Annotated in this window: 21 protein-coding genes; 4 read left to right on the top strand and 17 right to left on the bottom strand. The window is 33.5% G+C overall.

What is annotated here, in order from left to right; translation table 11 throughout:
• The first annotated feature begins 2 nt into the window (after positions 1-2).
• From AC1RRN_RS05290 to AC1RRN_RS05280, 3 genes are read left to right on the top strand one after another with little or no spacing between them, the layout of a single operon-like run.
• Entirely contained in the window at positions 3-1,286 is a 1,284-nt protein-coding gene (locus AC1RRN_RS05290; protein ID WP_492966303.1) for a hypothetical protein, read from the top strand.
• 37 nt (positions 1,287-1,323) lie between these two features.
• Positions 1,324-2,769, top strand: coding sequence for a hypothetical protein (locus tag AC1RRN_RS05285; RefSeq protein WP_492966302.1), 1,446 nt, complete (start codon positions 1,324-1,326; stop codon positions 2,767-2,769).
• A 56-nt stretch (positions 2,770-2,825) separates the two neighbouring features.
• A complete protein-coding gene (locus AC1RRN_RS05280) occupies positions 2,826-4,361 on the top strand; it encodes a leucine-rich repeat domain-containing protein (protein ID WP_492966301.1) in 1,536 nt (511 codons plus the stop codon).
• Positions 4,362-4,621: 260 nt separating this feature from the next.
• Here AC1RRN_RS05280 and AC1RRN_RS05275 read toward each other — a convergent pair whose 3' ends face one another.
• The 12 genes from AC1RRN_RS05275 to AC1RRN_RS05220 form a co-directional block, all read right to left on the bottom strand.
• Complete coding sequence (locus AC1RRN_RS05275) at positions 4,622-5,443, bottom strand: alpha/beta fold hydrolase (RefSeq protein WP_492966300.1); 822 nt, start codon at positions 5,441-5,443, stop codon at positions 4,622-4,624.
• Positions 5,444-5,564: 121 nt separating this feature from the next.
• Positions 5,565-6,335, bottom strand: coding sequence for an alpha/beta hydrolase (locus tag AC1RRN_RS05270; protein ID WP_492966299.1), 771 nt, complete (start codon positions 6,333-6,335; stop codon positions 5,565-5,567).
• A gap of 423 nt (positions 6,336-6,758) precedes the next feature.
• The gene (locus AC1RRN_RS05265) at positions 6,759-7,601 is read right to left on the bottom strand and encodes a DUF4249 domain-containing protein (RefSeq protein ID WP_492966298.1); all 843 of its coding nucleotides are present in this window, start codon (positions 7,599-7,601) and stop codon (positions 6,759-6,761) included.
• 5 nt (positions 7,602-7,606) lie between these two features.
• On the bottom strand, positions 7,607-10,219 hold the full coding sequence (locus AC1RRN_RS05260) for a TonB-dependent receptor (protein WP_492966297.1): 2,613 nt from the start codon (positions 10,217-10,219) through the stop codon (positions 7,607-7,609).
• A gap of 101 nt (positions 10,220-10,320) precedes the next feature.
• Positions 10,321-11,166 carry a FecR family protein gene (locus AC1RRN_RS05255; RefSeq protein ID WP_492966296.1) on the bottom strand — a complete coding sequence of 282 codons (846 nt, stop codon included), beginning with the start codon at positions 11,164-11,166 and terminating at the stop codon, positions 10,321-10,323.
• A 12-nt stretch (positions 11,167-11,178) separates the two neighbouring features.
• Complete coding sequence (locus tag AC1RRN_RS05250) at positions 11,179-11,388, bottom strand: hypothetical protein (RefSeq protein ID WP_492966295.1); 210 nt, start codon at positions 11,386-11,388, stop codon at positions 11,179-11,181.
• 47 nt (positions 11,389-11,435) lie between these two features.
• A complete protein-coding gene (locus AC1RRN_RS05245) occupies positions 11,436-11,957 on the bottom strand; it encodes an RNA polymerase sigma factor (RefSeq protein WP_492966294.1) in 522 nt (173 codons plus the stop codon).
• Between the two features lie 236 nt (positions 11,958-12,193).
• Positions 12,194-13,624 (bottom strand): glycosyltransferase family 2 protein, encoded by a 1,431-nt coding sequence (locus AC1RRN_RS05240; protein ID WP_492966293.1) that lies wholly within the window; start codon positions 13,622-13,624, stop codon positions 12,194-12,196.
• Positions 13,625-13,636: 12 nt separating this feature from the next.
• On the bottom strand, positions 13,637-14,458 hold the full coding sequence (locus tag AC1RRN_RS05235; RefSeq protein ID WP_492966292.1) for a hypothetical protein: 822 nt from the start codon (positions 14,456-14,458) through the stop codon (positions 13,637-13,639).
• 1 nt (position 14,459) lies between these two features.
• Positions 14,460-15,674 (bottom strand): YaiO family outer membrane beta-barrel protein, encoded by a 1,215-nt coding sequence (locus AC1RRN_RS05230; protein WP_492966291.1) that lies wholly within the window; start codon positions 15,672-15,674, stop codon positions 14,460-14,462.
• Positions 15,674-16,039 carry a response regulator transcription factor gene (locus AC1RRN_RS05225; RefSeq protein WP_492966290.1) on the bottom strand — a complete coding sequence of 122 codons (366 nt, stop codon included), beginning with the start codon at positions 16,037-16,039 and terminating at the stop codon, positions 15,674-15,676. Before AC1RRN_RS05225 ends, AC1RRN_RS05230 begins: the two co-directional genes overlap by 1 nt.
• A 77-nt stretch (positions 16,040-16,116) precedes the next feature.
• Positions 16,117-18,105, bottom strand: coding sequence for an ATP-binding protein (locus AC1RRN_RS05220; RefSeq protein WP_492966289.1), 1,989 nt, complete (start codon positions 18,103-18,105; stop codon positions 16,117-16,119).
• Positions 18,106-18,433: 328 nt separating this feature from the next.
• Here AC1RRN_RS05220 and AC1RRN_RS05215 point away from each other — a divergent pair, with 328 nt between their 5' ends.
• Positions 18,434-19,003: a phospholipid scramblase-related protein gene (locus AC1RRN_RS05215; protein WP_492966288.1), complete on the top strand. Its 570-nt coding sequence runs from the start codon at positions 18,434-18,436 to the stop codon at positions 19,001-19,003.
• A gap of 221 nt (positions 19,004-19,224) precedes the next feature.
• Here AC1RRN_RS05215 and AC1RRN_RS05210 read toward each other — a convergent pair whose 3' ends face one another.
• The 5 genes from AC1RRN_RS05210 to AC1RRN_RS05190 all read right to left on the bottom strand — a co-directional run bounded on the left by AC1RRN_RS05210 (position 19,225) and on the right by AC1RRN_RS05190 (position 24,695).
• On the bottom strand, positions 19,225-20,535 hold the full coding sequence (locus AC1RRN_RS05210; protein WP_492966287.1) for an OprO/OprP family phosphate-selective porin: 1,311 nt from the start codon (positions 20,533-20,535) through the stop codon (positions 19,225-19,227).
• A 17-nt stretch (positions 20,536-20,552) separates the two neighbouring features.
• Positions 20,553-21,620, bottom strand: coding sequence for a type II asparaginase (locus AC1RRN_RS05205; protein WP_492966286.1), 1,068 nt, complete (start codon positions 21,618-21,620; stop codon positions 20,553-20,555).
• A gap of 25 nt (positions 21,621-21,645) precedes the next feature.
• On the bottom strand, positions 21,646-23,094 hold the full coding sequence (locus AC1RRN_RS05200) for an aspartate ammonia-lyase (protein WP_492966285.1): 1,449 nt from the start codon (positions 23,092-23,094) through the stop codon (positions 21,646-21,648).
• A gap of 48 nt (positions 23,095-23,142) precedes the next feature.
• A complete protein-coding gene (locus AC1RRN_RS05195) occupies positions 23,143-24,369 on the bottom strand; it encodes a DcaP family trimeric outer membrane transporter (protein WP_492966284.1) in 1,227 nt (408 codons plus the stop codon).
• Between the two features lie 83 nt (positions 24,370-24,452).
• Complete coding sequence (locus AC1RRN_RS05190) at positions 24,453-24,695, bottom strand: hypothetical protein (RefSeq protein WP_492966283.1); 243 nt, start codon at positions 24,693-24,695, stop codon at positions 24,453-24,455.
• Positions 24,696-24,845: the final 150 nt, after the last annotated feature.

Genomic DNA, 24,845 nt, shown 5'->3' with positions numbered 1-24,845 from the left:
AAATGAAAAAGATAATCTTATTATTAGCGTTGTCCGTTACGCTTTTCTCAACGGCACAATCAACTTATTTAATACAAAAACCATTACGTCTAGAAACTGTAAGTGAGGGCCAGAAGTCTGACAGCGTGCTTGTACGTGGTGCTGATAAAATTGTAAAGTTTGTTTCTCGAAGTGGGTTTGTTGGTTCATCCGGACTTAAAACTGTAAATGGCATTTCTTTATTGGGTTCTGGAGACGTTCCATTTACTTCGGTATCAGATTCTACTGCTGGTATTGTTAATAATACACCTTTGCAGGAATTAGGAGGTGTAGATAAAACCATCAGAGGTGTAAGAATTGGTCGAGGTAATAGTACCGGGATTGATAATGTAGTATTCGGAATCAATTCACAAAACTCAGCAACAACTGCAGTCGAAAATCATTCGTTTGGATTTGAAGCGCTAAGAGATGTTACAACAGGTAATTACAATACCGCTATGGGTTGGGGGGCACTACAAATGAATACAACAGGTAATCAAAATAGTGCTTTTGGTGATGGAGCTTCTTTAGCTAATATTACTGGTTCTTATAATGTTGCTATGGGAACTAATGCTTTACTTGCTAATCAATATGGTAGCCAAAATGTTGCTATTGGAGCAAATGCTTTAGCTAAAAACATAGGAACTGCAGGTTCAAATATATTTGGACACAGGTCTGTAGCTATTGGATCAAGTGCAATGTATAACAATACAACTGGGCATGGTATAGGAATAGGTAATAGTGCTTTAAATAACAATACTACAGGTACACATAATATCGCAATAGGTTTACAATCCGGAAGTGGTATAAGCACAGGTAGTAATAATACAATTGTTGCTGGTACAGGATTTATAGCATTAGGAGGTGGTATAACTACAGGGTCAAATAATTTAATCATTGCCCAAAATAATGGCAACACTACAGGCATCACTACCGGATCAGGCAATACTATTGTGGGTAAAGTAAGTGGTTTAGCAGCTGCCTTAGAAAATACTGTAGTAGTATCTGATGGTGTGGGAACACAAAGATTAATCTCCAATGCAACAAATTTAACCACACTACCAGTTCAAACAATTGCATTGATTACTGGAGACACAACAGGCAAAGCTATTTTGACTAAAGAATATCTTAGTAGTATCATCGGAATCGCTGCTCCTGCATCAGCTACAGCTCCTGGAAAGGTTGGTGAAATTAGAGTAGTTGCTGGCTATATATACTGGTGTGTTGCTCCTAATACATGGGTAAGAGCAGCTGGAACAACATTTTAATAAAAACAAATATTATTCATCAAGTAATTTAAAAAATATGATTCCACAAAAATATATAATTAGTAAAGCATTAGCTTTAGGAACTGTAAACGAGGGTGCAAACACAGATGAGATATTAGTTTATAACTCAGACAAAGAAGTTAAACGAATTCCTCAAAGTAGCCTGTCAATTGAAATAAAAGGTGTTTATAACAACAACGGCGAAGCGAAAGCAAATGGTTTAGTCGTTGGTGACTATTATAGAAAACCAATTGTTAGCGATTCTGAATCTTCTGTCTTGGCTCTTGTTGTTGATAATCTACCATCAATGAAATTAGTTTTTAACGATATTGACGTAACTGCTTCTTTTTTAGGTATAGCAGACAAAGAAAATATTGAAGACTGGAATAATCTTTTTATCGCTAAAAGTTCTTTAACATTTACCGCAGTTAGAATTGAAGGCAATAATGTTATTTTTACAAGATTAGATTCCTTTTCAGGACAAATAAACTTGAATTCTTGTCAAATAAAAGACATTGATTTAACAGGTTTCACCAATGAAATAAGAGAAATACACTTACAATCAAACGAAATAACTTTTTTCAACCCAACTGAAAAACTGCCAAATTCACTTATTAATCTGGATTTGAATAACAATCCTTTAACTGGTTTTGATCCTGTCATTGAACTCCCTGATAATTTACAATATTTATCTTTGGGTCATTGTGATTTAGTCAATTTTGACCCTACTATCAAATTACCAAATGCATTGTTTTTATTGGACTTGCAAAGTAATTCAATAGTTACTTTTGATCCTGCTTTGCCGTTGCCTGGCGGGTTATATTATCTGTTTTTAAATTTTAATAATATAATTACCTTTGATCCTACCTTACCGTTACCTGACAGTTTAAATTATCTAACATTATATAGTAACAATATAGTTACTTTTGATCCCACCTTATCATTGCCTTCAGGTCTGAAAACACTGGCATTGTACGGCAACTCTATGACTTCTTTTAATCCTACTTTACAGCTTCCTTACGGTTTGCAGGATTTAGATATTTCACAAAATAACTTAACAATTTTTGACCCCACTTTGCCATTGCCTGATACTTTAATCAGCCTTAACTTAACGTTAACAGGATTAACCACCTTTAATCCAGGTATTGCTTTGCCTTCAAGCCTTCTTTATTTGAAACTTTCAAGTAATGGATTATCGGTTTTTGATCCTTCTATTGCTTTACCTTCAGGATTGTTGAATATTCAACTTTCTGGAAACGGATTGACTAGATTTAACCCTGCCATTCATCCATTGCCTTCAACTTTAAATGAGATAACCCTTTCCCTTAATCCAATAACGAAAGCAAACTGGGACAATGAAACAGCGTGGATCGGAGACATTGCCAGCAACGGCTTTTTAGAAGCTGTAGCGCCATTAAACACAATTACAGGAACAATTACAGAAACGATTTTATTAGCTAAAGGATGGACAATAAGAACTTAAATTGTTGTGATTAAAGAAAAATATTTGCCGTAATCATTAATCAAAATTGAAGAAACATGGACCCAAAAAAACATATAATTAGCAAAGAGCTTCGATTAGAAAATGTAAATATTGCTGAAAACGTGGACAGTATTTTAGTTTATAGCTCAGACAAAGAAGTTAAACGAATTCCTCAAAGTAGTTTTTCGATTGAAATAAAAGGTACTTATAACAACAATGGCGAAGCAAAAGCAAATGGCTTAGTTGCTGACGACTATTATAGAAAACCAATCTTTAGCAATTCTGAATCTTCCGTTTTAGCTGTTGTTGTTGATATACCGCCAATTATAAAATTATTTTTTGATGATATTGAAGCAAGTACAACGGCGTTAGGTATTTCAGACAAAGAAAATATTAGCGACTGGAATACTTTTTTTGCAGCAAAACAAACGTCTTCAGGTGGCTCTTTGATACAAATATCTTTTTTGACTTTAGGGGATAATAATATATCACTATATCTACAAGATGCGAATTTATCCCAGGTTAATTTGTCACAAATGACGATTAAGGATATAAAATTTAATTTTATTCCCCTATTTACTAGTCTTATATTAGACTATAATTTGTTAACGTCGATAAATGACAATATCCTATCGTCACCTAATTTAGACGAATTGTCTCTGGTTTCTAATTTATTAACCGAATTTACTATAAATATTAAAATGTCTAACCTAAGACTTTTAAATTTAAGTAATAACAGAATCACCACATTTAATCCATTGGTAAGTTTGCCTAAATCAATGTTAACATTAAATTTAAACAATAATCAAATAGTTACTTTTGATCCTTTAATTGCTTTGCCTTCAAATTTGATTAATATAGACTTAAATGACAATCAAATAATTTCTTTTAACCCTTCAATTGCATTGCCTAATAGTTTACAATCGCTAAATTTAAATCAAAACAAGATAGTTACTTTTGATCCAGATATTGCTTTACCTAATTCTTTAGAAACATTGGGATTAAGCGGTAATAATATTAGTATTTTTGATCCAGTAAATTACGCATTACCTACTGGTCTCAGATATTTATTGTTAGGACAAAATAAAATTATAACTTTTGATCCTACTATTGCACTACCAAGTAATTTGAATTTTTTATATTTAGACAATAATCAAATTATTATTTTTAACCCTACTATTGCATTACCTGATAGTTTAGAACTTTTGTTTTTACAATACAATTTAATAACCCGATTTGACCCGTTTAATTCCTTATTACCTAATCTAAATTATTTAGCTTTATCTAGCTGTCTTAATTTCGTTGATTTTAATCCGACGAATCAATTGCCTAATCTTAGCTATTTAAATATTAATAACAATAGTGCTTTTTCATCGTCATTTAATCCAGTAGGTAAATTGACAAGTAATTTCAAAGGTCTTTATTTTAATTATAATCAGATTACAATAAATAGTTTAAACAATGATATTGATTGGATAAATGACATAGCTGATAATGGAACTCTTACTTTTATAGGCTCTATGTATTCAATTATAGGTACAAATACTGAAACTCTCCTTCGAGCTAAAGGCTGGACAATAATAACTCAATAACAGTATAAATACTTCTCAGATAATTCAAACCAAAGCCACCATTAAAAAGAACAAAATCTTCTTATGGTGGCTTTACTTTTATCATTCCAATTATTTAACATAAGAAATAATATTGTTGAGGTAAGAAATGCTATTCAAATTTACATTGCACATCAACAACTATTATCTTCCATCCTAAATAGCAATTTAAATTTTAAACCTGTATAACATTTTGAATGTTTCAATAACAAAAAAATCTGCCAAAATTATACCCCATACAATCAGGATTTAATAAAAGCTAAAATATCTGCATTAACAGTTTCAGCATCTGTTGTTGGTATTCCATGACATAAACCCGGGTATGTAATCAACTTTCCATTTTTCAAAAGTTTAGCGGCTCTTAAGGCAGTAGGTACATAAGGTACAATTTGATCATCTTCTCCGTGCAACACAAGTACTGGTTTCTCTACACTTTTTAAGTCTTCTGTAAAATCAGTTTCCGAAAATGCTTTTATACAGTCATAATGAGCCTTAATACCTCCCATCATTCCCTGGCGCCACCAGTTATCCTGAATTCCTTTTTTTACATTGGCTCCTTCCCTATTGTATCCGTAAAACGGAAAAGTAATATCATGATAAAATTGTTGTCTGTTGTTAGCCGTATTAAAACGAATGTCATCAAATACAGCTAAGGGAACTCCATCTGGGTTGTTGTCATCCAGGATCATATAAGGTGTTACTGCACTTATAAGCACAACTTTTGATACTTTATTTTTTCCAAATTTTGCAGCATATCGAATAGCTTCCCCACCTCCTGTTGAATGTCCGATATGTATGGCATCTTTTAAATCTAAAAATGTTGTTAGTTCATCTACATCAGCTGCATAAGTATCCATTTCATTTCCTAAATAAGTCTGTGTAGATCTGCCATGCCCACGTCTGTCATGTGCAATTACTCTAAATCCCTGTTCTAAGAAAAACAGCATTTGGGCATCCCAATCATCTGCAGATAGTGGCCAGCCATGATGAAAAAAAATAGGTTGCCCTGTTCCTAAATCTTTATAATAAATTTCTGTTCCGTCTTTTACTGTAAACTTGCTCATTTTATTTTCTTTTAATGGTTAATGTTTTAAATTGAATTTCGTTTTTCATTTATTTTTGAACTTCTATAAAATCAGTTATGAGTTGAATGCTGTTGCAATTAAACTGTCTCATGAAAAAAAATTATAGTTTCTCATACCAGTCTAAAATATAATCTGCTACTATTTCCCATCCTTTTTCTCCACAGATGAAATGACTTTTTCCCTGAAAAATTTTCAGATCGACACGACTGCTTTTGTCTTTGTACTTTTTTGCTAAAGTTGAGGTAAGAGAGGGAGGAAAAATATTGTCACTACCACCTCCAATAAATAAAATCGGTTCGTGTGGTTTTCCAAAATCAATGTTAGAAAATGAATTCAACACTAATTCACGGCTAACTTTAAAACTTTCAGGCACTGCAAAAGTTTCAAATGCATTGGCTCTTTCATTTTCTGGCAGCGTATTAAAAAAACATTTATTATACCATTCACGACTGCCCATAAAATAATCTTTACCAGAAAAAAATCCAAATGCAGGCAATACAGATTTTAATGTTTGAAAGGGAGGAAATACATTCTTTGGCGGTGCACCGTCTATACTTACCGCAGCAATTGCTTTATCCATTTCTAACAACTTCATCGCAGCCATTCCTGCCATTGAGTGTCCAATAATTAATGGCTTTTCAGGCAAAGTATTAATCAACTTCACAATGTTTTCTACCACATCAATAAATCCTGTTTGAGTAAGTGCCGGATGAACTTTATCTCTCAATTCTGCAGGATTTCCATCATGACCTGGATTGGCTGGTGTATAAACTGTATACCCTTTTTGTTGATAATGGCTTTTCCACTTAATCCAGCTAACATCATTTACAAAGTTTCCGTGTATAAGAATTATGGTTTTCGATTTTGTCATAAGATTAATATTTAATGATTAATAGCGTATTATCTCTGATGAATTATAATTTATGCTTCTTTTCTTTATCCAAATTTGGCTTTGTATATAAAAATTTATAATCCCAAAAAAATCGAAGCAATCATTACGCCTAATTTACAAATAACTAACTATCAATTGATTAAATAATAATTATTATTTTTATTGATAACTAAATTTCGCTAATTACTAGTGTTTTTTGTGATATATAGTAAGAAGCATTTTAAAGATGAGAATGCAAAAACAGACCTTCGTAATCAAATTTCAACAGCATCGATATCAAATCTTTCCAAAACAACAATTACAGCACAGAAAAAATAAAAAAAACCGAAGTAAAATATACTTCGGTTTTTAACAGTGATTAGAAAATCCGTATACGTTTTTCTTCGTCAATTTTTTAATTATTTATTTTACCAAATACGAAACTTTATCTGCCTCGCAAAGCCTGAAATAACCAAAGGCAAAATTATTGGCATCATTTGTATTTATAATATTACCTCTGATATTTCCCGGAGGAATAGAAAAAGGGCTTCCACCATATATTTCTAAAATTAGATTCATATAATTATAGAAATTTTTAGAAATACCGCGATGTGTAATAGTAACTGTGTTTCCTGGTTTCATTTTATCATCGTCTGAGAATCTTGTACTGATTTGATTACCATTAAATAAATCATCATCTGTCAGTTCATATTGCGGATACAACAGAAATTCACTTTTATAATCGGTAAGATAAAAATTGACCTGATCAGCAGGGTCTTTATAATAAAATGTTAGCTCTATAATATCGTCTCCCACAGCATCTTTAACAATGCTTTGCTCCACTTTATCAATAGATGTTACCGAAGTTAATTTTTCTACTGCTGTAAAACTTTGCCCTTCTGCCACTACAGAAAGTGTATAATCCATATTTACAACAGGAACAAAATTAGTACACACATAAGAACCGGGAGCCGTTTCATTAAAAGTAAAAACATCTCCATTACTGTTTACAACTTTTACCTGCGCTCCGGAAACTTTTGGTGTGACGTTATTATAATATGGCGCTGTTTTGCTAATCTTTATAATCTGTTCATTACCAGAAGTTCCTTTTTGCCAAATAATTTCTGCGTCGATAACTATTCTTGTTTGATCATTTTCTAAATCAAGTTGTACGACATCTTCACAAGATGATAATACCATTACAAAAAGAAGACTAAAAAAAGTCAGTGCCTTACTTTTAAAATTATATTTTTTAATCTTTTGCATATTCATTAAAATTTAAAATTATAAGAAATACCAGGTACTATTCCGAAAATAGACAGTCTTCTGGTTTCATTTGCTCCTGTATCATCATTTGTTGCAAATGTTATAGAAGCTGCATTTTTTCTGTTGTAGACATTATAAATACTAAATACCCAATAGCTTTGCCATCCTTTCTTTTTGTCTGGTTTTGGTGTGTAAGTTGCCGCCAGATCCAGGTGATGGAAAAGTGGAAGTCTGTTTTCATTTCTCAGCGAAAAATTCGGAATATTGATACCTCCAAACTCATAATATCCATTTGCGTAGGTTACAGGCTGGCCTGACTGTAAGGTGAAATTAGCATTATACGACCATTTACGACTATACTCGTAACTACCTACAATACTTAAATTATGCAATTTGTCATATCCTGACAAATACCAATTTCCATTTGCAACCCCAGGTTCTTCGGCTGTTCTTCCAGGCGTTTTTTGTTCTGCTCTTGATAAGGTATAAGAAACCCATCCTGTAAAATTCCCGGTGTTTTTTCTAAATAATAACTCCATTCCATAGGATCTGGCTTTACCATTCAAAATAACTTGTTCTATATTGTTATTTGCCAATATATCGGCACCATCAATATAATCAATACGATTTTGGATCTTTTTATAAAACAATTCTCCTTCAAAAGAATAATCATTGTCTTTTAAATTCTTAAAATATCCAACAGCAAACTGGTCCAATATCTGTGGTTTTGTAAAAGGCCCGCTTGGAGTCCAAATAGTCATGGGTAATGGAGACTGAGTATTAGACAACATATGAATGTATTGCGCCATTCTGTTATAACTTGCCTTTACTGAGTTATCATCGTTAAAAGCATATGATAATGCAGCACGCGGTTCCAAATTATCAAATTTGCTTATGGTTTCTCCACTTTTATAAGAAATACTTCCGGTTGGAGTTCCTTCTTCATAAATATTATATAGAGGATTATATACTACTGCTTTACCATCTTGATACGTACTTATTTCTTCTCCTCCTAAACGGTAAAACATACTATAACGAAGTCCGTAGCGAAGATTCAGCTTCTCTGTAATCTGATGTTCAAAATCCAAATAAACAGAAGATTCAAAAGCATATTTTTTATCAAGCTGTTTATAATTAAATTGTGAATCTGAACTTGTAGGCTTTACGGTACCTGGATTAAAATTATAATATTGACCGTCAATTCCATAATTAAGTTTTAGTTTTTCTGATAAAGAGTGATTCCATGCATACTTAAGACCATAAGTCTGAATATTGTTATTCCAGTCAAAGTTTTCTGTTACTAAACCAAGATTAAATTTATAATCACTGTAGAAAATCGATAAATTCGTATTCAGCTGATCTGAAAATTTATGTTTCCAGCTTAAAATTCCCATTGCATTTCCAAAAGTACTTGTAAAACGTTTGTCTATATCAAAAACGTCATTTCCAAAATATCCGGAAAAAGCAAGAGAGTTATTAGCATCAAAACGATAATTTAACTTAGCATTCAAATCATAAAACATAGCCGAATTACTGTTATCTGCCAGCTTTAAAAATAAATGGGCATACGAAGTACGTCCTGCAATGATGAACGAGCCTTTTTCTTTTTGGATAGGTCCCTGTACTAACAATCGACTAGATATCAAACCAATACCACCATTTACTTTGTAATTTTCAAAATCTCCAGTTTGTTGCGTTACATCGAGAACAGAGGAAACTCGTCCGCCAAATTTAGAAGGAATTCCGCCTTTGTATAAATCTAATCCGTTTACAATATCTGCATTAAAAATAGAGAAAAATCCAAACATATGTGAATCACCATATATTGGGGCTCCATCCAAAAGAATCAAATTCTGATCTGCTGCACCTCCTCTAACATTAAAACCGGAAGAAGCTTCTCCGGCATTTGTAACACCTGGCAATGTCAATAGTGATTTTAAGGGATCCGGTTCCCCCATTGCAACCGGAATCCTCTTGATATCTTCCATAGTAAGTTTATTTACACTCATTTGAGTGTTCCTCACATCAACAGCTTTATTAGTGGTTATGATCACCTGTTCCAATTCCTGACTATCTGCGTCCATGGTGAAATTTATCCTGGCATCATCAGAAACCGTAATTTGTGTTTCTTTATCTTTTAAACCAACATAACTGATCTGAACGGTATAACTTCCTTTATTCAATTCTATTGAAAACTTTCCCTCGCTATCTGTAGTTGCACCGGTAGCAAGTTCTTTAATAAAAACATTAGCACCAATAACAGGTTGTCTGTTGTCATCAAAAACCTGTCCTGTTAGCTTTATTTTTTTTTTAGTTGCTTTTGTAGTTTTTTGTTTGACAAAAATATTATTGCCCACGATTGAAAACTGAATTGGTGTACTCTTGTTTAATTCATTAACAAGTTCCTTTATTTCGATACGACTATAGGTCTTTTTTTTAGTAAAATACTTTTGACTTGTATCGATCTGGTCCGTGAAAGCGAATTTAAAATCCGTCTGATTCTCAATTTGTTTAAATAATTCTTTTAGCGTTACAGTATTATCAACAGTTATCGTAATATTTTGAGAAAACACTGTCCAACTGAATAAAAAAAAGCATGCTGAAATTATATGCTTCATGAAATTTCGTATTTTTGAATATTATTAAATGGGATAGTTTTATACTACCCTGACGATGAGGAAGGATGTTTAGTTTCGCGGCTAGTGCATCCTTTTCTTTTCTATTGAAAAGTGATTACTTTTAATTCTTCATTTATTTCAAAGTTTAGGTTATACATTTCTGATAGTAATTGCACAATTATTTTTAAATCTTCTTTTTTATTGATTCGTACTGTAATTCGCTGATTATAATATTCCTGCGGAAGTATCATTTTATAACCATAATTTTCCTTTACATAGTCACTTACATCAATTAGTTTTACGTTGTCAAAATCAGTAAATCTGTTGAATTCTGCTACCAAAGCTGTTTTGTTTCCGTAAGTGAATTTTTCACCCGGTTTCAGTATCCATTTTTGGGTTTGGTCTTTTACATTCATCTGAACGCTTCCTTCATAAAGTTGCACTATTACACCATCTTCATCTTGTCCGGTTACAGTAAAAGAGGTTCCTAATACCGTTGTTGTCGTCTCATTACAAAAAACCTGAAAAGGGTGTTTTTTATCTTTTTTCACTTTAAAATAAGCCTCGCCGTTCACTTCAATCTTTCGGTTGGTTTCGAAATTATTGTCGTACACAATTTTAGAATGTGGACTTAATTCTACCCGAGAACTATCTGGTAAGAAAACCGTTTTTACTTTTATCGTTGTATTTTCAATTACATTTGAAGCGAGTTGAATGCTATTGTTCTGTAGCGAACTTCTATTAAAATAAATCCCTGTTCCAATAAGCATAAAAATTAAAACGGCTGCCGCTGCTGCATAACGCCAAACTTTAAATTTCTTCTTTTTTGGAGGAAAGGTTTTGGATTGAAAATCATTCCACGAAGCCTCTTTCACATCATCTGAATGTGAAATGGGAGTTTCATCCCAGATTTTTTTTAATTCTTCTTCTATATTTTTTTCTTCCATGACTTTGGTGCGTTAAAGTTTCTGACAATAAAATCCCTGCTTATTAAAAACACCATAAACCATTTCTTTAATTTCTCTGTTGGTTTCGATTCTTAGAATATGATTAGAATCTTCTAAATCAAAATTCATTATACAATCAGAAATGACAAATTGAAGAAGGGCTACAATAAACCTTGCATCTTCCTTGGTTGTAACATCCGTTTTATAAGCCTCAATATTCATTTTTATATTTCCGTTTTTATATATAACAAACGAGAACATAAAAGTTCCTAATGATTTTCGATTTTTTTTCTAATAAATTTACTGGCAAGATAAATATGATTGGCTATGGTCTTTTCAGAAAGATCCGTAATCGCTGCAATCTCCTTATAGCTAAGGTTTTCCAGTTTATGTAAAGTAAATATTTTTTGTTGTTGTTCCGGAAGCTGATTTATAAAAGTATGTAACTGTTCTCTTCTTTCTTCAAAAATTCCAGTTTCTGTATCCTCATTTTGGATTTCAACCTGCGAAGGATCAAGTTGTATTATTTTATTCTCCCGATTAACGTGATTGATGATAATATTTTTGCAAATGGTAAACAGTTGTTTTTCAAATAAAACATCTTCATTAAGTAATTCTCTTTTATTATATACTCTTAAAAAGGTCTCCTGAACAAAGTCTTGTGGGGTAAGAACTGTAAAATTAAATCGTTTGGCAATGCTTATCAGTTTATCGTAGTAAGTTAGATAGGCTTCCTTGAAAGAGGCTTCATTCCCTTTTTTTAAACCTAATATAAACTTTCTGTTGTCCATAACGTAATACGATAATTAATCTTAACTCACTGTCCAAAATAATATTGCATTCTTAGTTATAGGATGTACTAAAAAAATTTCAGGTGTATTTGTTTTGGTTTTGAACAACAGTACAAAGAACAGAAATAAAATTAATTTGAGAATGCTTTTTTGATAATTTTCAGCGTGATTATAGTTAAACTTAACTTAAAGAAAACTTTCCAATCTCATCTTTCATTGTTTAAGAAATTCGTTTTTTATTTCTTGGTAAAACCTTTCCTGGTCATTTCACCCCATCCTTTTGTTCCCATAATTTTTTCTTTATAACCAATTAGAGCTGCGTATACTGTTAAAGGATGAAAATACAATGGCTCTATGAAAGCGGCAATCAGGAGTTTAAAAAAATCAGCTTGTTTTGGGTACTTATGATAGGTGCGCTCTTCACTATAAAGAGCAATAACAGAAAACAATACGGCAAAAAAGTAAACAAAAAGTACCAGCAACAGGAAATGATGCCACTGAAGTAAACCCAATAGAATAAATATGATTGTTATTACAAGGCCAACAAACTCTATTCCGGGGGCCAGAAATTCAAACAATGTCCAATAGGGTACGCTAACCATACCGAGTAATTTGTATTTCGGATTTAGAAACATTTTTTTATGAAAACCAAGTGTTTCAATTGTCCCTCTCATCCAGCGACTACGTTGTTTCTTAAATATCTTAAAATCTTCAGGTGCTTCTGTCCAACAAAGCGGATCAGGTATGTAACTAACTCCGTACGGTATTTTATTTTCGAGCATATAACGTCGCATTCTTACGACCAGTTCCATATCTTCGCCGACTGTTTTTGTATTATAACCGCCAGCTAATAGAGCAATCTCCTTATCAAATGCACCAAAAGCACCGCTGATAAGCAATAGTCCGTCGAGCCTGCTCCAGGCCATTCTGCCCAGAAGAAACGCTCTTAAATATTCTAAAACCTGAATTCTTGAGAGCATAACATCCGGAACATTTACTTCAACTAATCTTCCGTTTTTAATAACGCACTGGTTTGCTATCCTTACTACACCACCCGTAGCTATAATACGTTTGCCATACGATTCAAGAAAAGGTTTTGCCAGCTTGAGCAATGAGTCTTTATCCAAAATACAATCAACATCAATACATACGACATAAGGGTATTGAGCGATATTAAGTCCAACATTTAGTGCATCCGCTTTACCTCCATTTTCCTTATCCACTACGATTAGCTTTTTGAAAGCAGCATTTCTGGAAACATAAATGCCTTTAATCTTTTTCGTTTCAATTTTTGAATTAACATCAAGTTCTTTCAATACAAGATCATAGGTTTTAATAAGGATTTCCATAGAATTGTCCTTACTTCCATCGTTGACTACAATTACCTGATAATTATTATAATTAAGAGAAAGCAACGATTTTACATTTTCTTGAATGGTAAAACCTTCATTGTAAGCAGGAGCTATCAGGGAAAGGCTTGGCGCAAATTCACTGGTAAGAAGCACATCATAATCAACAAAACTATTCTTTTTAAGATATTTACTAAGCTCTCTCGTAGAAAGATGTGCCAATACAAGATAAGAAGACATAATCAGTATCGCATAACCAATTATAAGGAATAAATATCCCTCAAAAAACGATGATAGTTCAGTAGCAAAAAAAGTCATTTGTTTATACTTTTAAACTGTTAGTATTTGTATTACGTTTTGAGCTTCGTACTTTATTAATGTATTTGGCGCATTGGCAACTAACTTGGTTACATACGGAATTTTTTGTGTTAATTTAAGTTCTTTAATAAGCTTTAGTCCAAGTGTGATGACAGTTGTGTTTTGAGATTCGAGTAATAATTCAATACCTTTTGTATCACCAATATCATGCTTTTTAAAAGCGCTTATGATATTTATCTGAGTCCAATCATCAATAGGATAAGGATGCGAGGTCAGATAGGCCATGCCTTTTGTACCTGCAAGTTTAATAGAGGCATTTATGGCTGTGATTTTTAAAATTTTATTTCGGGCTTTAGAAGCTTTTATTATTTTGTCAAAAGCTTCAATACAATTTATTTCTGCAAGCTCTGTGATTCCCTTGCATTTTACTTCCCATTTCAGGCTTTTAAGTTTTTTAAAAGAGTCTTTTATTAATCCTGAATCTTTATAAAATTGCTCTAGCTTTTTTGAATAATCTCCTTCGTAATTTTTATGAAGATTCATAATAGATTCGGTCATAGCTCCTCTAAAAAAGGCATTATTAAAAAGCTTGCTGAAATTTTCATCCTTCTTAACTTCTGAAAAAGGCATATCCTGAAAAACTACCGAAAACATTAAATTCTCAATAACTTTATTGTATTCAACAAGGAGTATGTTTCTTTTTATATTCTTGTTTCGGCTATTAATAATTAATAAGTAGAGAATAATTGATGTTACTATAAACACGCATATTGATAGAATCAAAAAAGGTTCTACCCAGATTCCGCTCTTATAAAGTTCCCATAATTTCGCCATATTAAAAGCGTTTAGTGATAATTACCTGAACATTAAATCTATTTCTGTAAGCATCAGGCAAGTATTCTTCATATTCATAAAGAAAAATGGGTCTGACAAAAAAGGAATCACCAAAACGGTGCTGATATTGTATACCAGCCCTGTAGGACCTCAAAGGCTGAGTCAGACTATTATAGAGATATAAATAGGGAACATTTCCATATTGTAATTCAAACCTTATTATCCTTTCCTTTTCTTCATTTGTATGCTGCAGGCTTAAAACATGAGAAAATAATTCGTTTGTCGTATCATAATAGGGTCTGTATGCAAGGGTATAAGCACCGTTATGATAGGCCAACTGACCTGTCAGTAAAGTCACATCCTCCGTTTCAAAATGCATAAATCGAACACCCAGTGCATAATCAAATCTTTTCTGCGGAACAAAATAATATTCAACACCAGCTTTTGCCACCGGAAATACGGTCTCTCCTGTTGAAATACCACCATTTACATACAAATAGTTTCTTTTTGAGAAAGTTTGATAATAATCTGCTTCAAACAACATTTGTGTATCGTTATTTACATGACCTACATTGGCACGACCAACAAGTGCTGATTTGCTAAACTTATGAGAGTATTCGACATATCCATAATGTAATGGCGACTGTCCCGGATTAGATGTAGAGATGTTTAAATAAGAAGCAGATATTGCATTTTTTGCTTTACGCCCAATAAGTGTTCGGACTCCTCTAAAAGCCTGGGTGCTGTTATCCGTAATAGCTACTTTGTCTATAATTGCCAATGCTTCTTCATCAAGATTTAGTTTTTCAAGAGAACTTACTTTAATTCTTATAACATCAAGCGAATTAGGGTCAATGGATAAGTATCTATCGCAATAAGAAATACATTTATCAAATTGTTCCGACCAAAAGTAAGTATTAATGATTGCCAATAAAGCATCAGGACTAGGATTGGTCCTGTCTGCCATTGGTGTTAATATCTTTATAGAGGTATTGTACTCTTTTTTCCAGCTGTAAATACGTCCGGTATAAATTTTTATTTCTTCGTTTTCCGGAAACTTTGCAACCAAAGGCTCAATTAGCGACAATGCAGTATCGTAATTGCCTTTCTCTACTTCACGCTTTGCGTGAGCCATTACCTCATCAATATTAATTTCCTGTGCTAATACAACAGGACAAATAAATAGTAAGAGAATTGTATAATATAGAAACTTCATTAAGCGCGTGTTTTTAGTAATTTATTAATTCTCACTAAAAGCACAGCCGGACTGATTGGTTTGGCAATAAATTCATTGGCACCAATATCAAATGAATCCAGTTCAGTTTGTTCTATACCTGATGAGGTAAATATAATTATCGGAATATCAGACCCAATACTTTCCCTTACATATTGCGTAATTTCCATTCCGCTTATGCCCGGCATATTAATATCAGTGAGGATTAAGTCATAATTATTTGCTTCGATTGCGTCTAATGCTTCTTTTCCATCAGAAAACTGATCAACAGTAAATCCCTTAGACTCTAAGAAAAAGGATAATGATTTACGTAGAATATCATTATCTTCAGATAAAATGATTCTCATAGGTTATTTAATTTTGAGGCAAATTTAATTTTATGATTTTTGGAATTAACGTAAAGCTAGAGTATATTTCTCTTTTATCATAGCTCATTTAGAATTTTAACTACTTCATCAATTCCGCAGTTTAAGATATTCATCTGATCTGCAGCTTCAGCAGTAAGCTGTCCTATTGTAGCTTCTTCTTCAATAACAGACAAACAATTACTAAGATCTTTAAGCATAAACATATCTAAACTAGATTTCATATTATGCGACAGTTTCCTTACTTTGTCAGGGTTATTACTATTAAATGCTTCTTCCAGTTGTGTGATTTCAGCCGGGATTTTTTCTATGAAAAGCGTTATCATCTCTTTTTTAAAATCTGGATCGCCGCTTCCCATTTCATCCAAATAAGAAAAATCTATTCTTCTCTTTTTTATAGCGTTGACATCTTTCTTCATTACTTTTTTTATAGCCTCCAAAAGTGCTGCCTGCTTAAACGGTTTTGGAACATAAGCATCCATTCCTACATCATAACAACGTTCTTGTTCACCCACAAGAGAGTGAGCTGTCATAGCAATAATGGGAATCGCTAAATTCATTTCATTCCTGATATATTCTGTAGTTTGATAACCATCTTTGACAGGCATCTGAAGATCCATCAATACCAAATCATAATTGTTTTTTGACAAAAATTCTATACCTGCTTCACCATTTTCGGCAATATCCAATTCAAAACCAAAATTTTGAATAACGCTCCTTACCAGTTTCTGATTTAAAAGATTGTCCTCGCAAAGAAGAATTTTAAGTTTCCCCAGTTTTTCTGCTGAACTTGATTTTGCAATTGTTTCGGTATGTTTTGCTTTTTTATAATGAAATACAAAGAAAAATTCTGAACCTCTATCCTGCTTGCTTTTCACCTTAATTTCGGCGCCATGTAATTCAACTAATTGCTTCACAATATTGAGACCTAGCCCTGTGCCGCCAAATCTTCGCGTAGTACTCTCTTCTGCTTGTTTAAATCGTTCAAAAATAGTTAAAAGCTTATCCTCAGGTATTCCTATACCGGTATCTTTAACTGAAAATCGTAGCGAATAATAATCCTCAGTTTCATCAACTAATTTTACAGAAACCGTTACTTCTCCTTCTTCCGTAAATTTCAGGGCGTTTCCTGTAAGATTAACTAATATCTGATTTAATCTTCCCTGATCTCCAATTACAAGGTCAGGCATATCGGCATCGAGAAAAAGATTGAATTCAATTCCTTTCGGAACTTTTACTTTTAGCAGTTTATAAATATGCTTAAGTGTCTTTTTTAAGTTGAACGGCTGAGCTTCAATGATCAAATTACCCGATTCAATCTTCGAAAGATCCAAAATATCATTAATTATCAAAAGCAGATTTTCTCCTGCAATTTGTACACTAGAAATATAATCCTGCTGAACAGTATCGAGTTTAGTTTGAGCCAAAAGATCTGTAAAACCAATTACAGCATTTAACGGTGTCCTGATTTCATGACTCATATTGGCCAAAAAACTATCTTTTGCCAACACTGCACGTTCGGCAATTTTTTTCTGTGCGTCGAGTTCAATGTTTTTTGTTCTTAATTCCAATTGATTCATAACGTGTTTTGCAACTATAGAAAGTGCATTACGCTGGTTTTCATTAAGTTCTTTGCAAACATGATCTATGGCACAAATAGTCCCTACATTATAACCATCGGGTGTTGTTAGCGGAACTCCTGCATAGAATCTTACTTTAAAACCACCAACAACATTGGGATCATCCTTAAATCTTTCGTTTAAATGAGTATCCGGAATTTCAACCATTTGTGAATCCATAATAGTATACCTGCAAAAGCTAATTTCTCTTGGCACCTCTGATACGCCTATTCCTATTTCAGATTTAAACCATTGCCGGTTATCATCTATGAAAGAAATATGGGCGATTGGCACGCCGCAGATATAAGAAACTAATTTGGTTGCATCATCAAAAGCATGTTCGGGTAAGCTGTCCAGAATATTATAGCGTTTTAATGCTGCCAAACGCGCTAATTCGTTGTGTGGTATAGGTTCTTCTGTATTATTCATTGTATAAATATAAATAATTTCAAATAAATTCTTTGCCTAAAAATTTAATGGCGTCAATTCAGTTAAAAGAAAACGCTTTGTAGTTTTACTTTCAAATATTTCTAAAATAACGCTTTATAATCTATTTAAAGTATCTCTTTATATGAATATCATGTGTCTCCAAATTAATTATCTAACTGTAAATAAGATAAATATGACAATTGTTTTTCTGTTCAATACTGCATATTTCTTAATAATCAGGTATAAATACTTAGTTGTTCTTTCAACTTAATTGATACTTTTGATAGCCCCTAAAACATTTTTTAATTAATTCATTTGAAATAAAATTATGACCTCAGATTTCTTTGAAACAAATAACTATTTCGTAGACAAAAAAAATAGTTTTCAGGAGCACTACAATGTTTATAATGACAAGCGCGAACGCATTGGCAGAATTAAACAAAAACTAACCGTGCTACAAAAAGTATTACGATTAACAATAAGTAAAACATTACTTCCTTTCTCTGTCGAAATTAGAAGTGCCAATGGTGGTTTAGAAGCTTCCATATTAAAAAAAGGATTCTTCTCAAAATCTGAAATTATTGTACAGGATGCTTCCGGTAAAAAAGTGGGAATCATTAATAAAAAGTCAAATCGTTTTAAACCTGAATTCAAAATTTTAAATAGCGCTAATCAGGTTATTGCTGAAATAGGTGATGTCTGGAAAAAATCTAATTTTATTATTAATGATCCGTCAGAAAAGCAAATAGGTTCAATTGATAATCAATGGAAAGGATCTATGAAAAATGTTATTAGATCAGAGAATAGTTATAATGTAAGTATCGCTACCACCTATTGCAATAACGAAGAAAAAGTTGCTATTTTATCGACTGCCATTGTTTTAAATATGTTTTTTTGAATCAGGGAACTAAGCTTATTATTGATTTTCAAATTTCATAAAAAACCTGTAAAGTTTTTGCTTTACAGGTTTTAGGGTATCCCCAAATACCACGAATAAACATATAACGAACGGGCTTTATTATCATCATTATAAGACCCATTTCGCTATATCAACTAAAAAACAATTTTAAAAATGAAACAATTTAAACCTTCTTTATTTTTAAATAGTACTTGTCCAATTTATAGCAGAATCTGAATTCGGGATTGAAAAAATTGAGTTGCTCCTTTTAAATTAAATCGGTCTAATATTCCGTAACCATAAGCAAATTCAAATCGAAAATTTTTAGAAAGATACCAGTTTACCGTTGGTGTTATTCTCCAGAAGCGTCCACCCTCAATTAATCCGCCATTCAATTCGTTGGTAGAATACCTTAAAACTGCTTCGATTTCTCCTAATCCTCCCTCAAAAACCGATTTTTTAACTGGGATAAAAGTGTAAATACCACTTGTTGTTGTATAAGGTCTGCTGGCTCCTGTAAAAATGTAACTCATCATTACTTCTCCCCCATGAAAAACCGGATTATTTTTTTCATTTGAATTAAACATTTCCCAACTATATTCAGTTCCAAATAACAACGGTCCTTTGTTATAATAGATCTCCCAACCTACAAAAGTTCCCTGATTTGATGAAAAAGTACCTGTATCTATAAAGATTGGGGCCGTGTTTGATTCGGGTCTCGATTTAAGTCTGATTTTATTGTCTTCCGGCTGTCCTATTCTGAAATTACCTCCAATGTGAAGCGTAGTTTGTTTTTCTTCAGAATGAATCGGTAGCCAGCCCACTCTTGTTATAAATTGCCAACTGTAAGTACTAAATCCCTGATCTTTAGAAAGCCAGTCTGCGAAAATCCCCATATTCCAGACAATTTTTTGTTTTGGAAGATAGCCGAGCCATTTTATACCATCACCCAAAATTGGTATCGCATCAATTGCCATATGTCGCTCCAAAGATTCTCCTGAGTAACCGTTCATGACTTTACTGAGTGAAAAACCTTCTTTGGTACGACCTATAAAAATACTTCCCCATATTTCTGGCGTGGCAATCATAACTCCGGATTCGCGCACGTACCATGCCCTTTCATCGCCATCATACATAAAACCGGCTTTCCAGGTTATGGTTCTTTTTGTTTTAAGCTGACCACCAATTAAAACCCTGAAATCACGAACATCAAAATCATATTTAAGTTCACTGCCAATCGAATCCATTTGTCTTTTACCGGTTGCATTCTGAGTGTATCCTGCATATTCATATAAAAAACCAGCCCCTAATTTGATTGTTGTAAAACGGGTATCAAACATGTTCCATGGTAATTTTTCAGTTTTAGTACTATCTGCAGCCTGCAATACATCACCTTCTGTTCCGTCAGGTACTGTTTTTGGTAGTTCCTGCCCATACGAACAATAAGGTACAATCAGCAGAATAAAAACAATTAAACCAACTCGCAATAATTGCAGGTATGAAAAGTTCAATATTGCTTTTTTTGCTTTCAAAATATTTTATTTAAATATTAATATTCCAGGAATATTTTTTGTAATTCATCCAATTTTCTTGGTTTTAATAATGCTACAGTTAGCAGAACTCTTGATTTTTGCGGATTAAGTCCATAAGAAGCTATAAGTCCCAGTTCATCATCATTGCACTCCACATTACGTCCTACAATACCGGTAGCAACACGCGTGCTTCTTACTACAATAATTCCTTTTTTACTTGCTCTCGCACAAGCATCAAGGGAAGCTTTATTCATATTTCCGTTTCCAACGCCGGCGATTACAATTCCTTTGGCACCTCTTTCAATTGAAGCATCAATTAAATCCGGTTTCATATCGGCATCAGCATAAATAATATCTACACGTGGAAAAGTGGTAACACCTTTCACATCAAATTGAGAATCTTTTCCGAATTTTTGATCAGGATAATGGTAAAAATCATTTACTCCATAAGAAGTCGTACCGATTAGTCCGCGTATAGGAGACATAAAAGTCTGAACTGCGGTTGTACTCACTTTGGTTAAGGATTGTGCCGAATGAATCCAGTCATTCATTACCAACAATACGCCGTGTCCTTTTGCTTTAGGATCAGCAGCAACGGCAATACCATTATAAAGATTTAAAGGTCCGTCAGCACTAATTGCAGTTGATGGACGCATCGAACCAACGAGTACTACCGGTTTATCTGTTTTTACAACCAGATTTAGAAAATAAGCCGTTTCTTCCATAGTATCAGTTCCATGTGTGATCACAAAACCGTCAACATCTTTGCTGCCAGCCAGTTCATTAATTCTGTTGGCAACTTTCAGCATTATTTCAAATGACATATCCTGAGATCCTACATTCGCAATTTGTTCGCCTTTAATATCGGCAAGTTTCATGGCGTCCGGAACGGCATTTACCATCGCATCAATAGTTACTTGTCCCGAAGTATAACCAGACTGAACACCAGTGGCAGCAGATCCTGCAATGGTTCCTCCCGTTGCTAAAATTAGAACTTTAGGTTTCGATTGTGCAATTATACCTGTACTTACGGATAATAGAATTATAAGAAACAGTTTTTTATAAAAGATTGTATATACTTTCATGATATAGATTTTTTAGTTGATGGTTTTATTTTTGTCCTGTTAAGCTTGCAGGGTCAAGCAATTTTTTAATTTGATCTTCTGTAAGCAATTTCTTTTCGCGTATAAGCTCCAGAATTCCTTTGTTGGTTTCAAGGGCTTCTTTGGCCAATTCTGTTGTTTTTTCATAACCCAGCACCGGATTAAGTGCCGTAACAATACCAACGCTTCTTTCCATATAATGATCTAAAACCGATTTATTTGCCGTAATACCTTCGATACAATTTTTTCTGAAAAGCGGCATCACTTTAAAAAACAAACCTTGTGATTCCATCATGGCAATGGCCTCTACAGGTTCAAAAGCATTTAATTGCAGCAAACCTGAATGAGCGGCAAGCGTCACAGTAAGGTCATTTCCTATCACTTTGAAACAAACTTCATTCATTAACTCCGGCATTACCGGATTTACTTTTCCCGGCATAATGGATGAGCCCGGTTGCAATGCAGGCAGATTGATCTCAAAAATTCCGGCACGTGGTCCTGAAGCCAGAAAAATAAGATCGCTACTTATTTTTGACATGGCGACAGCCATACTTTTCAATGCCGATGAATAAATTACAAATCCTTGTTGACTAGAAGTGGCAGCAATAAGATCTTTACTCATCACAATAGGTTTTCCTGTAATTTTAGCAAGATGCGTGGCCACCTTTTCAGCATAACCTGGCGATGCGGTAATTCCGGTTCCTATTGCCGTCGCTCCCATATTTTGTTCACATAAAAAAACTTCTGACTTGCGTAAAGCGGCAATTTCTGCGTCAAGTTGATTTCCGAAAGCGTGAAATTCCTGACCTAAAGTCATTGGTACTGCATCCTGTCCTTCGGTACGCCCCATTTTAAGAATATCCTTAAATTCGTCTCCTTTTTTATGGAATGCTTTGGCAAGTAAATCTGCCTCTTTTATCAGTTTATCATTATGAAGCAATAGCGCTACTTTAATCGCTGTCGGGTAAACATCATTTGTAGATTGCCCCATATTAAGATCGTCATGAGGTTCTATAAATTGATATTCTCCTTTTTTATGACCGCTCATTTCCAACGCGATATTGGCGAGAACTTCATTGACATTCATATTAGCAGAAGTCCCTGCACCACCCTGATAAAGATCTACCAGAAACTGATCGTGGTATTTTCCATCTATTACAGCCTGACAAGCTTTTTCTATAGCAGCGAGTCTGTCTTTTTTAAGCCGGCCATCTTCTGCATTGGCGCGGGCTGCTGCTAATTTTACCATGGCAAAAGCTTTTACATAATCAGGGTAAAATTGTGTCGTCATTCCGCTGATCTGAAAATTTTCGAGAGCACGGGCAGTCTGAACTCCGTAGTAAGCATTGTTGGGAATTTGCTTCTCTCCCAAAAGATCTTTTTCAGTTCGGGTTTGAGCACTAAGAAAGCTAATGTATAATCCGAAGAGGATTAGATAATGTATTTTTTTACACATGATGTTTTGTTTTTTAGTTTTTGGTACCTTTAAAAAAAGATGATTTTATTAATTCTTTCTGTAGAATGCTTGTGAGAAGTTATACTTAAAAGAGAATTGTATTTTATTGATTGAAGTACTCCAACCGTCTCTAAAATTTTCACGATTACCCCATTGAAATTCGGCTCCGACCAAACAATTTTTTGCTGGTGAATACAGAACATTTCCTATGATATATTGTCCTTTTTTGAAGGCATTATCTGTTTGACCATCAGAATTATCAATATCAATCATAGAATATCCCAACGAACTAGTGAATTTTTCACTCCATGTGTGATCAATGAAAGCCACAACTCCAACAAGAGGAAGCGCAACACCTTTTACCGGGGTTACTATATTTCCGGGATTATTTTCGATTCCGATATCTACAGGAGCATCATTCATGTAGTTTTGTATTCCTTCTCCATAGACAACCTGACCTTTGAAAACAGTACTTTGCCCAAATTTAATATTGGTACTTAAATTCAATCCCCAGCCAAGCGCATCTCCCGATAAATCATATTGATCATTATTTTGATCTTCCCATTCAATTTTTCGCAATATACCTGCTAACTCAACATAACCCCAGTTAGCTCCATAATGATATTCTGCCGAAAGATCAGGCAGCGGAAATCGGGCATTAACGCCCTGAAGTTCTATACGATTGGCATACATTCCCTGATCTGCACTCGCTCCGGGTCTTTCCAATGCAATGGTTAAACGCGTATCTCCCTGTATGGGCATATAACGAATTTGTATGTTTCGGAAGAAAACCATTCCGGTTGGTCCCCAATATTCTAATGTATTCGGAAAAACATCAATATCCATAAACGGGCTCCAGGTCTGACCGGCTCCAAATTTTCCTAATTCGGCGTAAGCATGTCTTAAACGAAAAGTGGTCTGGCCAGCATCGACACCGGTTCCGTACAATTCAAATTCAAATTGTGTTTTCAATTCTCCAATTCCTGTATCAAAATAATTTTTGAAACCCAATCTTGTTTGGCGTACTGATGCATAATAACTGCCGTCTACTCCATATTCGTTTTCATAAGATGGCAATTTGGTTGGGCGAACAGCATCATACCAATCTGGCTGAATCTGATTAAAATTATAGCCGATATCGGTCATGATAAACCCATAAATTTCCATACTTTTTTTAGCTTCATCTTCTTGCGCCTGCATTATATTGACTACAAGAAAACAAATTAAAATAGCGAGATACCGGATCATCGCCATTTGTATTTTTTTTTGTTTCATAATTCTTTTGGTTTAAAATTGTTTGTTTATTTAATATGCCTGGCCATTTACTCTGATGGGTTTTCGAATTTGTGGCTAAAAATTTATTCCGTGTATTTTGCTATATATTGTATTATTTCTTCTTCGAGTTCCTTAGTGAGATTTGCATATTCTACCTTCATATGAAAATTCTGTTGCATTTTTTGTCTGTATTTTTCAACAAAGATTTTACTGCAACAATAATCATCACACATACTTTTGAAATCATCATCAACCAAATACAAAACTTTGATTGATTCCTGATAATTGGAGAGTTTTTCGCTATATAATTTATCTGGAATCGACATTTTTACGATCATTAAACACTGATATTCAGTCAAATATAAAAAACCATAACATCGTAAAAGAGTTAAAAACCGTTAAATTTAACCGTTAAATGCAGGAAAAAACTTATAATTATATCTTTTTTCTTACAAAAAATTAAATTTTATCATAAT

The organism is Flavobacterium sp. GW821-FHT11G01, from assembly GCF_058808175.1.
This window is presented reverse-complemented; position numbering and strand designations above follow the sequence as displayed.

Bases quoted from the DNA above. Each gene is read 5' to 3' on its own strand.
- AC1RRN_RS05235 (WP_492966292.1), bottom strand. From the start codon at position 14,458: ATGGCGAAATTATGGGAACTTTATAAGAGCGGAATCTGGGTAGAACCT.
- AC1RRN_RS05265 (WP_492966298.1), bottom strand. From the start codon at position 7,601: ATGCAAAAGATTAAAAAATATAATTTTAAAAGTAAGGCACTGACTTTT.
- AC1RRN_RS05245 (WP_492966294.1), bottom strand. From the start codon at position 11,957: ATGGACAACAGAAAGTTTATATTAGGTTTAAAAAAAGGGAATGAAGCC.
- AC1RRN_RS05260 (WP_492966297.1), bottom strand. From the start codon at position 10,219: ATGAAGCATATAATTTCAGCATGCTTTTTTTTATTCAGTTGGACAGTG.
- AC1RRN_RS05250 (WP_492966295.1), bottom strand. From the start codon at position 11,388: ATGAATATTGAGGCTTATAAAACGGATGTTACAACCAAGGAAGATGCA.
- AC1RRN_RS05215 (WP_492966288.1), top strand. From the start codon at position 18,434: ATGACCTCAGATTTCTTTGAAACAAATAACTATTTCGTAGACAAAAAA.
- AC1RRN_RS05195 (WP_492966284.1), bottom strand. From the start codon at position 24,369: ATGAAACAAAAAAAAATACAAATGGCGATGATCCGGTATCTCGCTATT.
- AC1RRN_RS05275 (WP_492966300.1), bottom strand. From the start codon at position 5,443: ATGAGCAAGTTTACAGTAAAAGACGGAACAGAAATTTATTATAAAGAT.
- AC1RRN_RS05285 (WP_492966302.1), top strand. From the start codon at position 1,324: ATGATTCCACAAAAATATATAATTAGTAAAGCATTAGCTTTAGGAACT.
- AC1RRN_RS05270 (WP_492966299.1), bottom strand. From the start codon at position 6,335: ATGACAAAATCGAAAACCATAATTCTTATACACGGAAACTTTGTAAAT.
- AC1RRN_RS05205 (WP_492966286.1), bottom strand. From the start codon at position 21,620: ATGAAAGTATATACAATCTTTTATAAAAAACTGTTTCTTATAATTCTA.
- AC1RRN_RS05190 (WP_492966283.1), bottom strand. From the start codon at position 24,695: ATGTCGATTCCAGATAAATTATATAGCGAAAAACTCTCCAATTATCAG.
- AC1RRN_RS05230 (WP_492966291.1), bottom strand. From the start codon at position 15,674: ATGAAGTTTCTATATTATACAATTCTCTTACTATTTATTTGTCCTGTT.
- AC1RRN_RS05240 (WP_492966293.1), bottom strand. From the start codon at position 13,624: ATGACTTTTTTTGCTACTGAACTATCATCGTTTTTTGAGGGATATTTA.
- AC1RRN_RS05255 (WP_492966296.1), bottom strand. From the start codon at position 11,166: ATGGAAGAAAAAAATATAGAAGAAGAATTAAAAAAAATCTGGGATGAA.
- AC1RRN_RS05225 (WP_492966290.1), bottom strand. From the start codon at position 16,039: ATGAGAATCATTTTATCTGAAGATAATGATATTCTACGTAAATCATTA.
- AC1RRN_RS05200 (WP_492966285.1), bottom strand. From the start codon at position 23,094: ATGTGTAAAAAAATACATTATCTAATCCTCTTCGGATTATACATTAGC.
- AC1RRN_RS05290 (WP_492966303.1), top strand. From the start codon at position 3: ATGAAAAAGATAATCTTATTATTAGCGTTGTCCGTTACGCTTTTCTCA.
- AC1RRN_RS05220 (WP_492966289.1), bottom strand. From the start codon at position 18,105: ATGAATAATACAGAAGAACCTATACCACACAACGAATTAGCGCGTTTG.
- AC1RRN_RS05280 (WP_492966301.1), top strand. From the start codon at position 2,826: ATGGACCCAAAAAAACATATAATTAGCAAAGAGCTTCGATTAGAAAAT.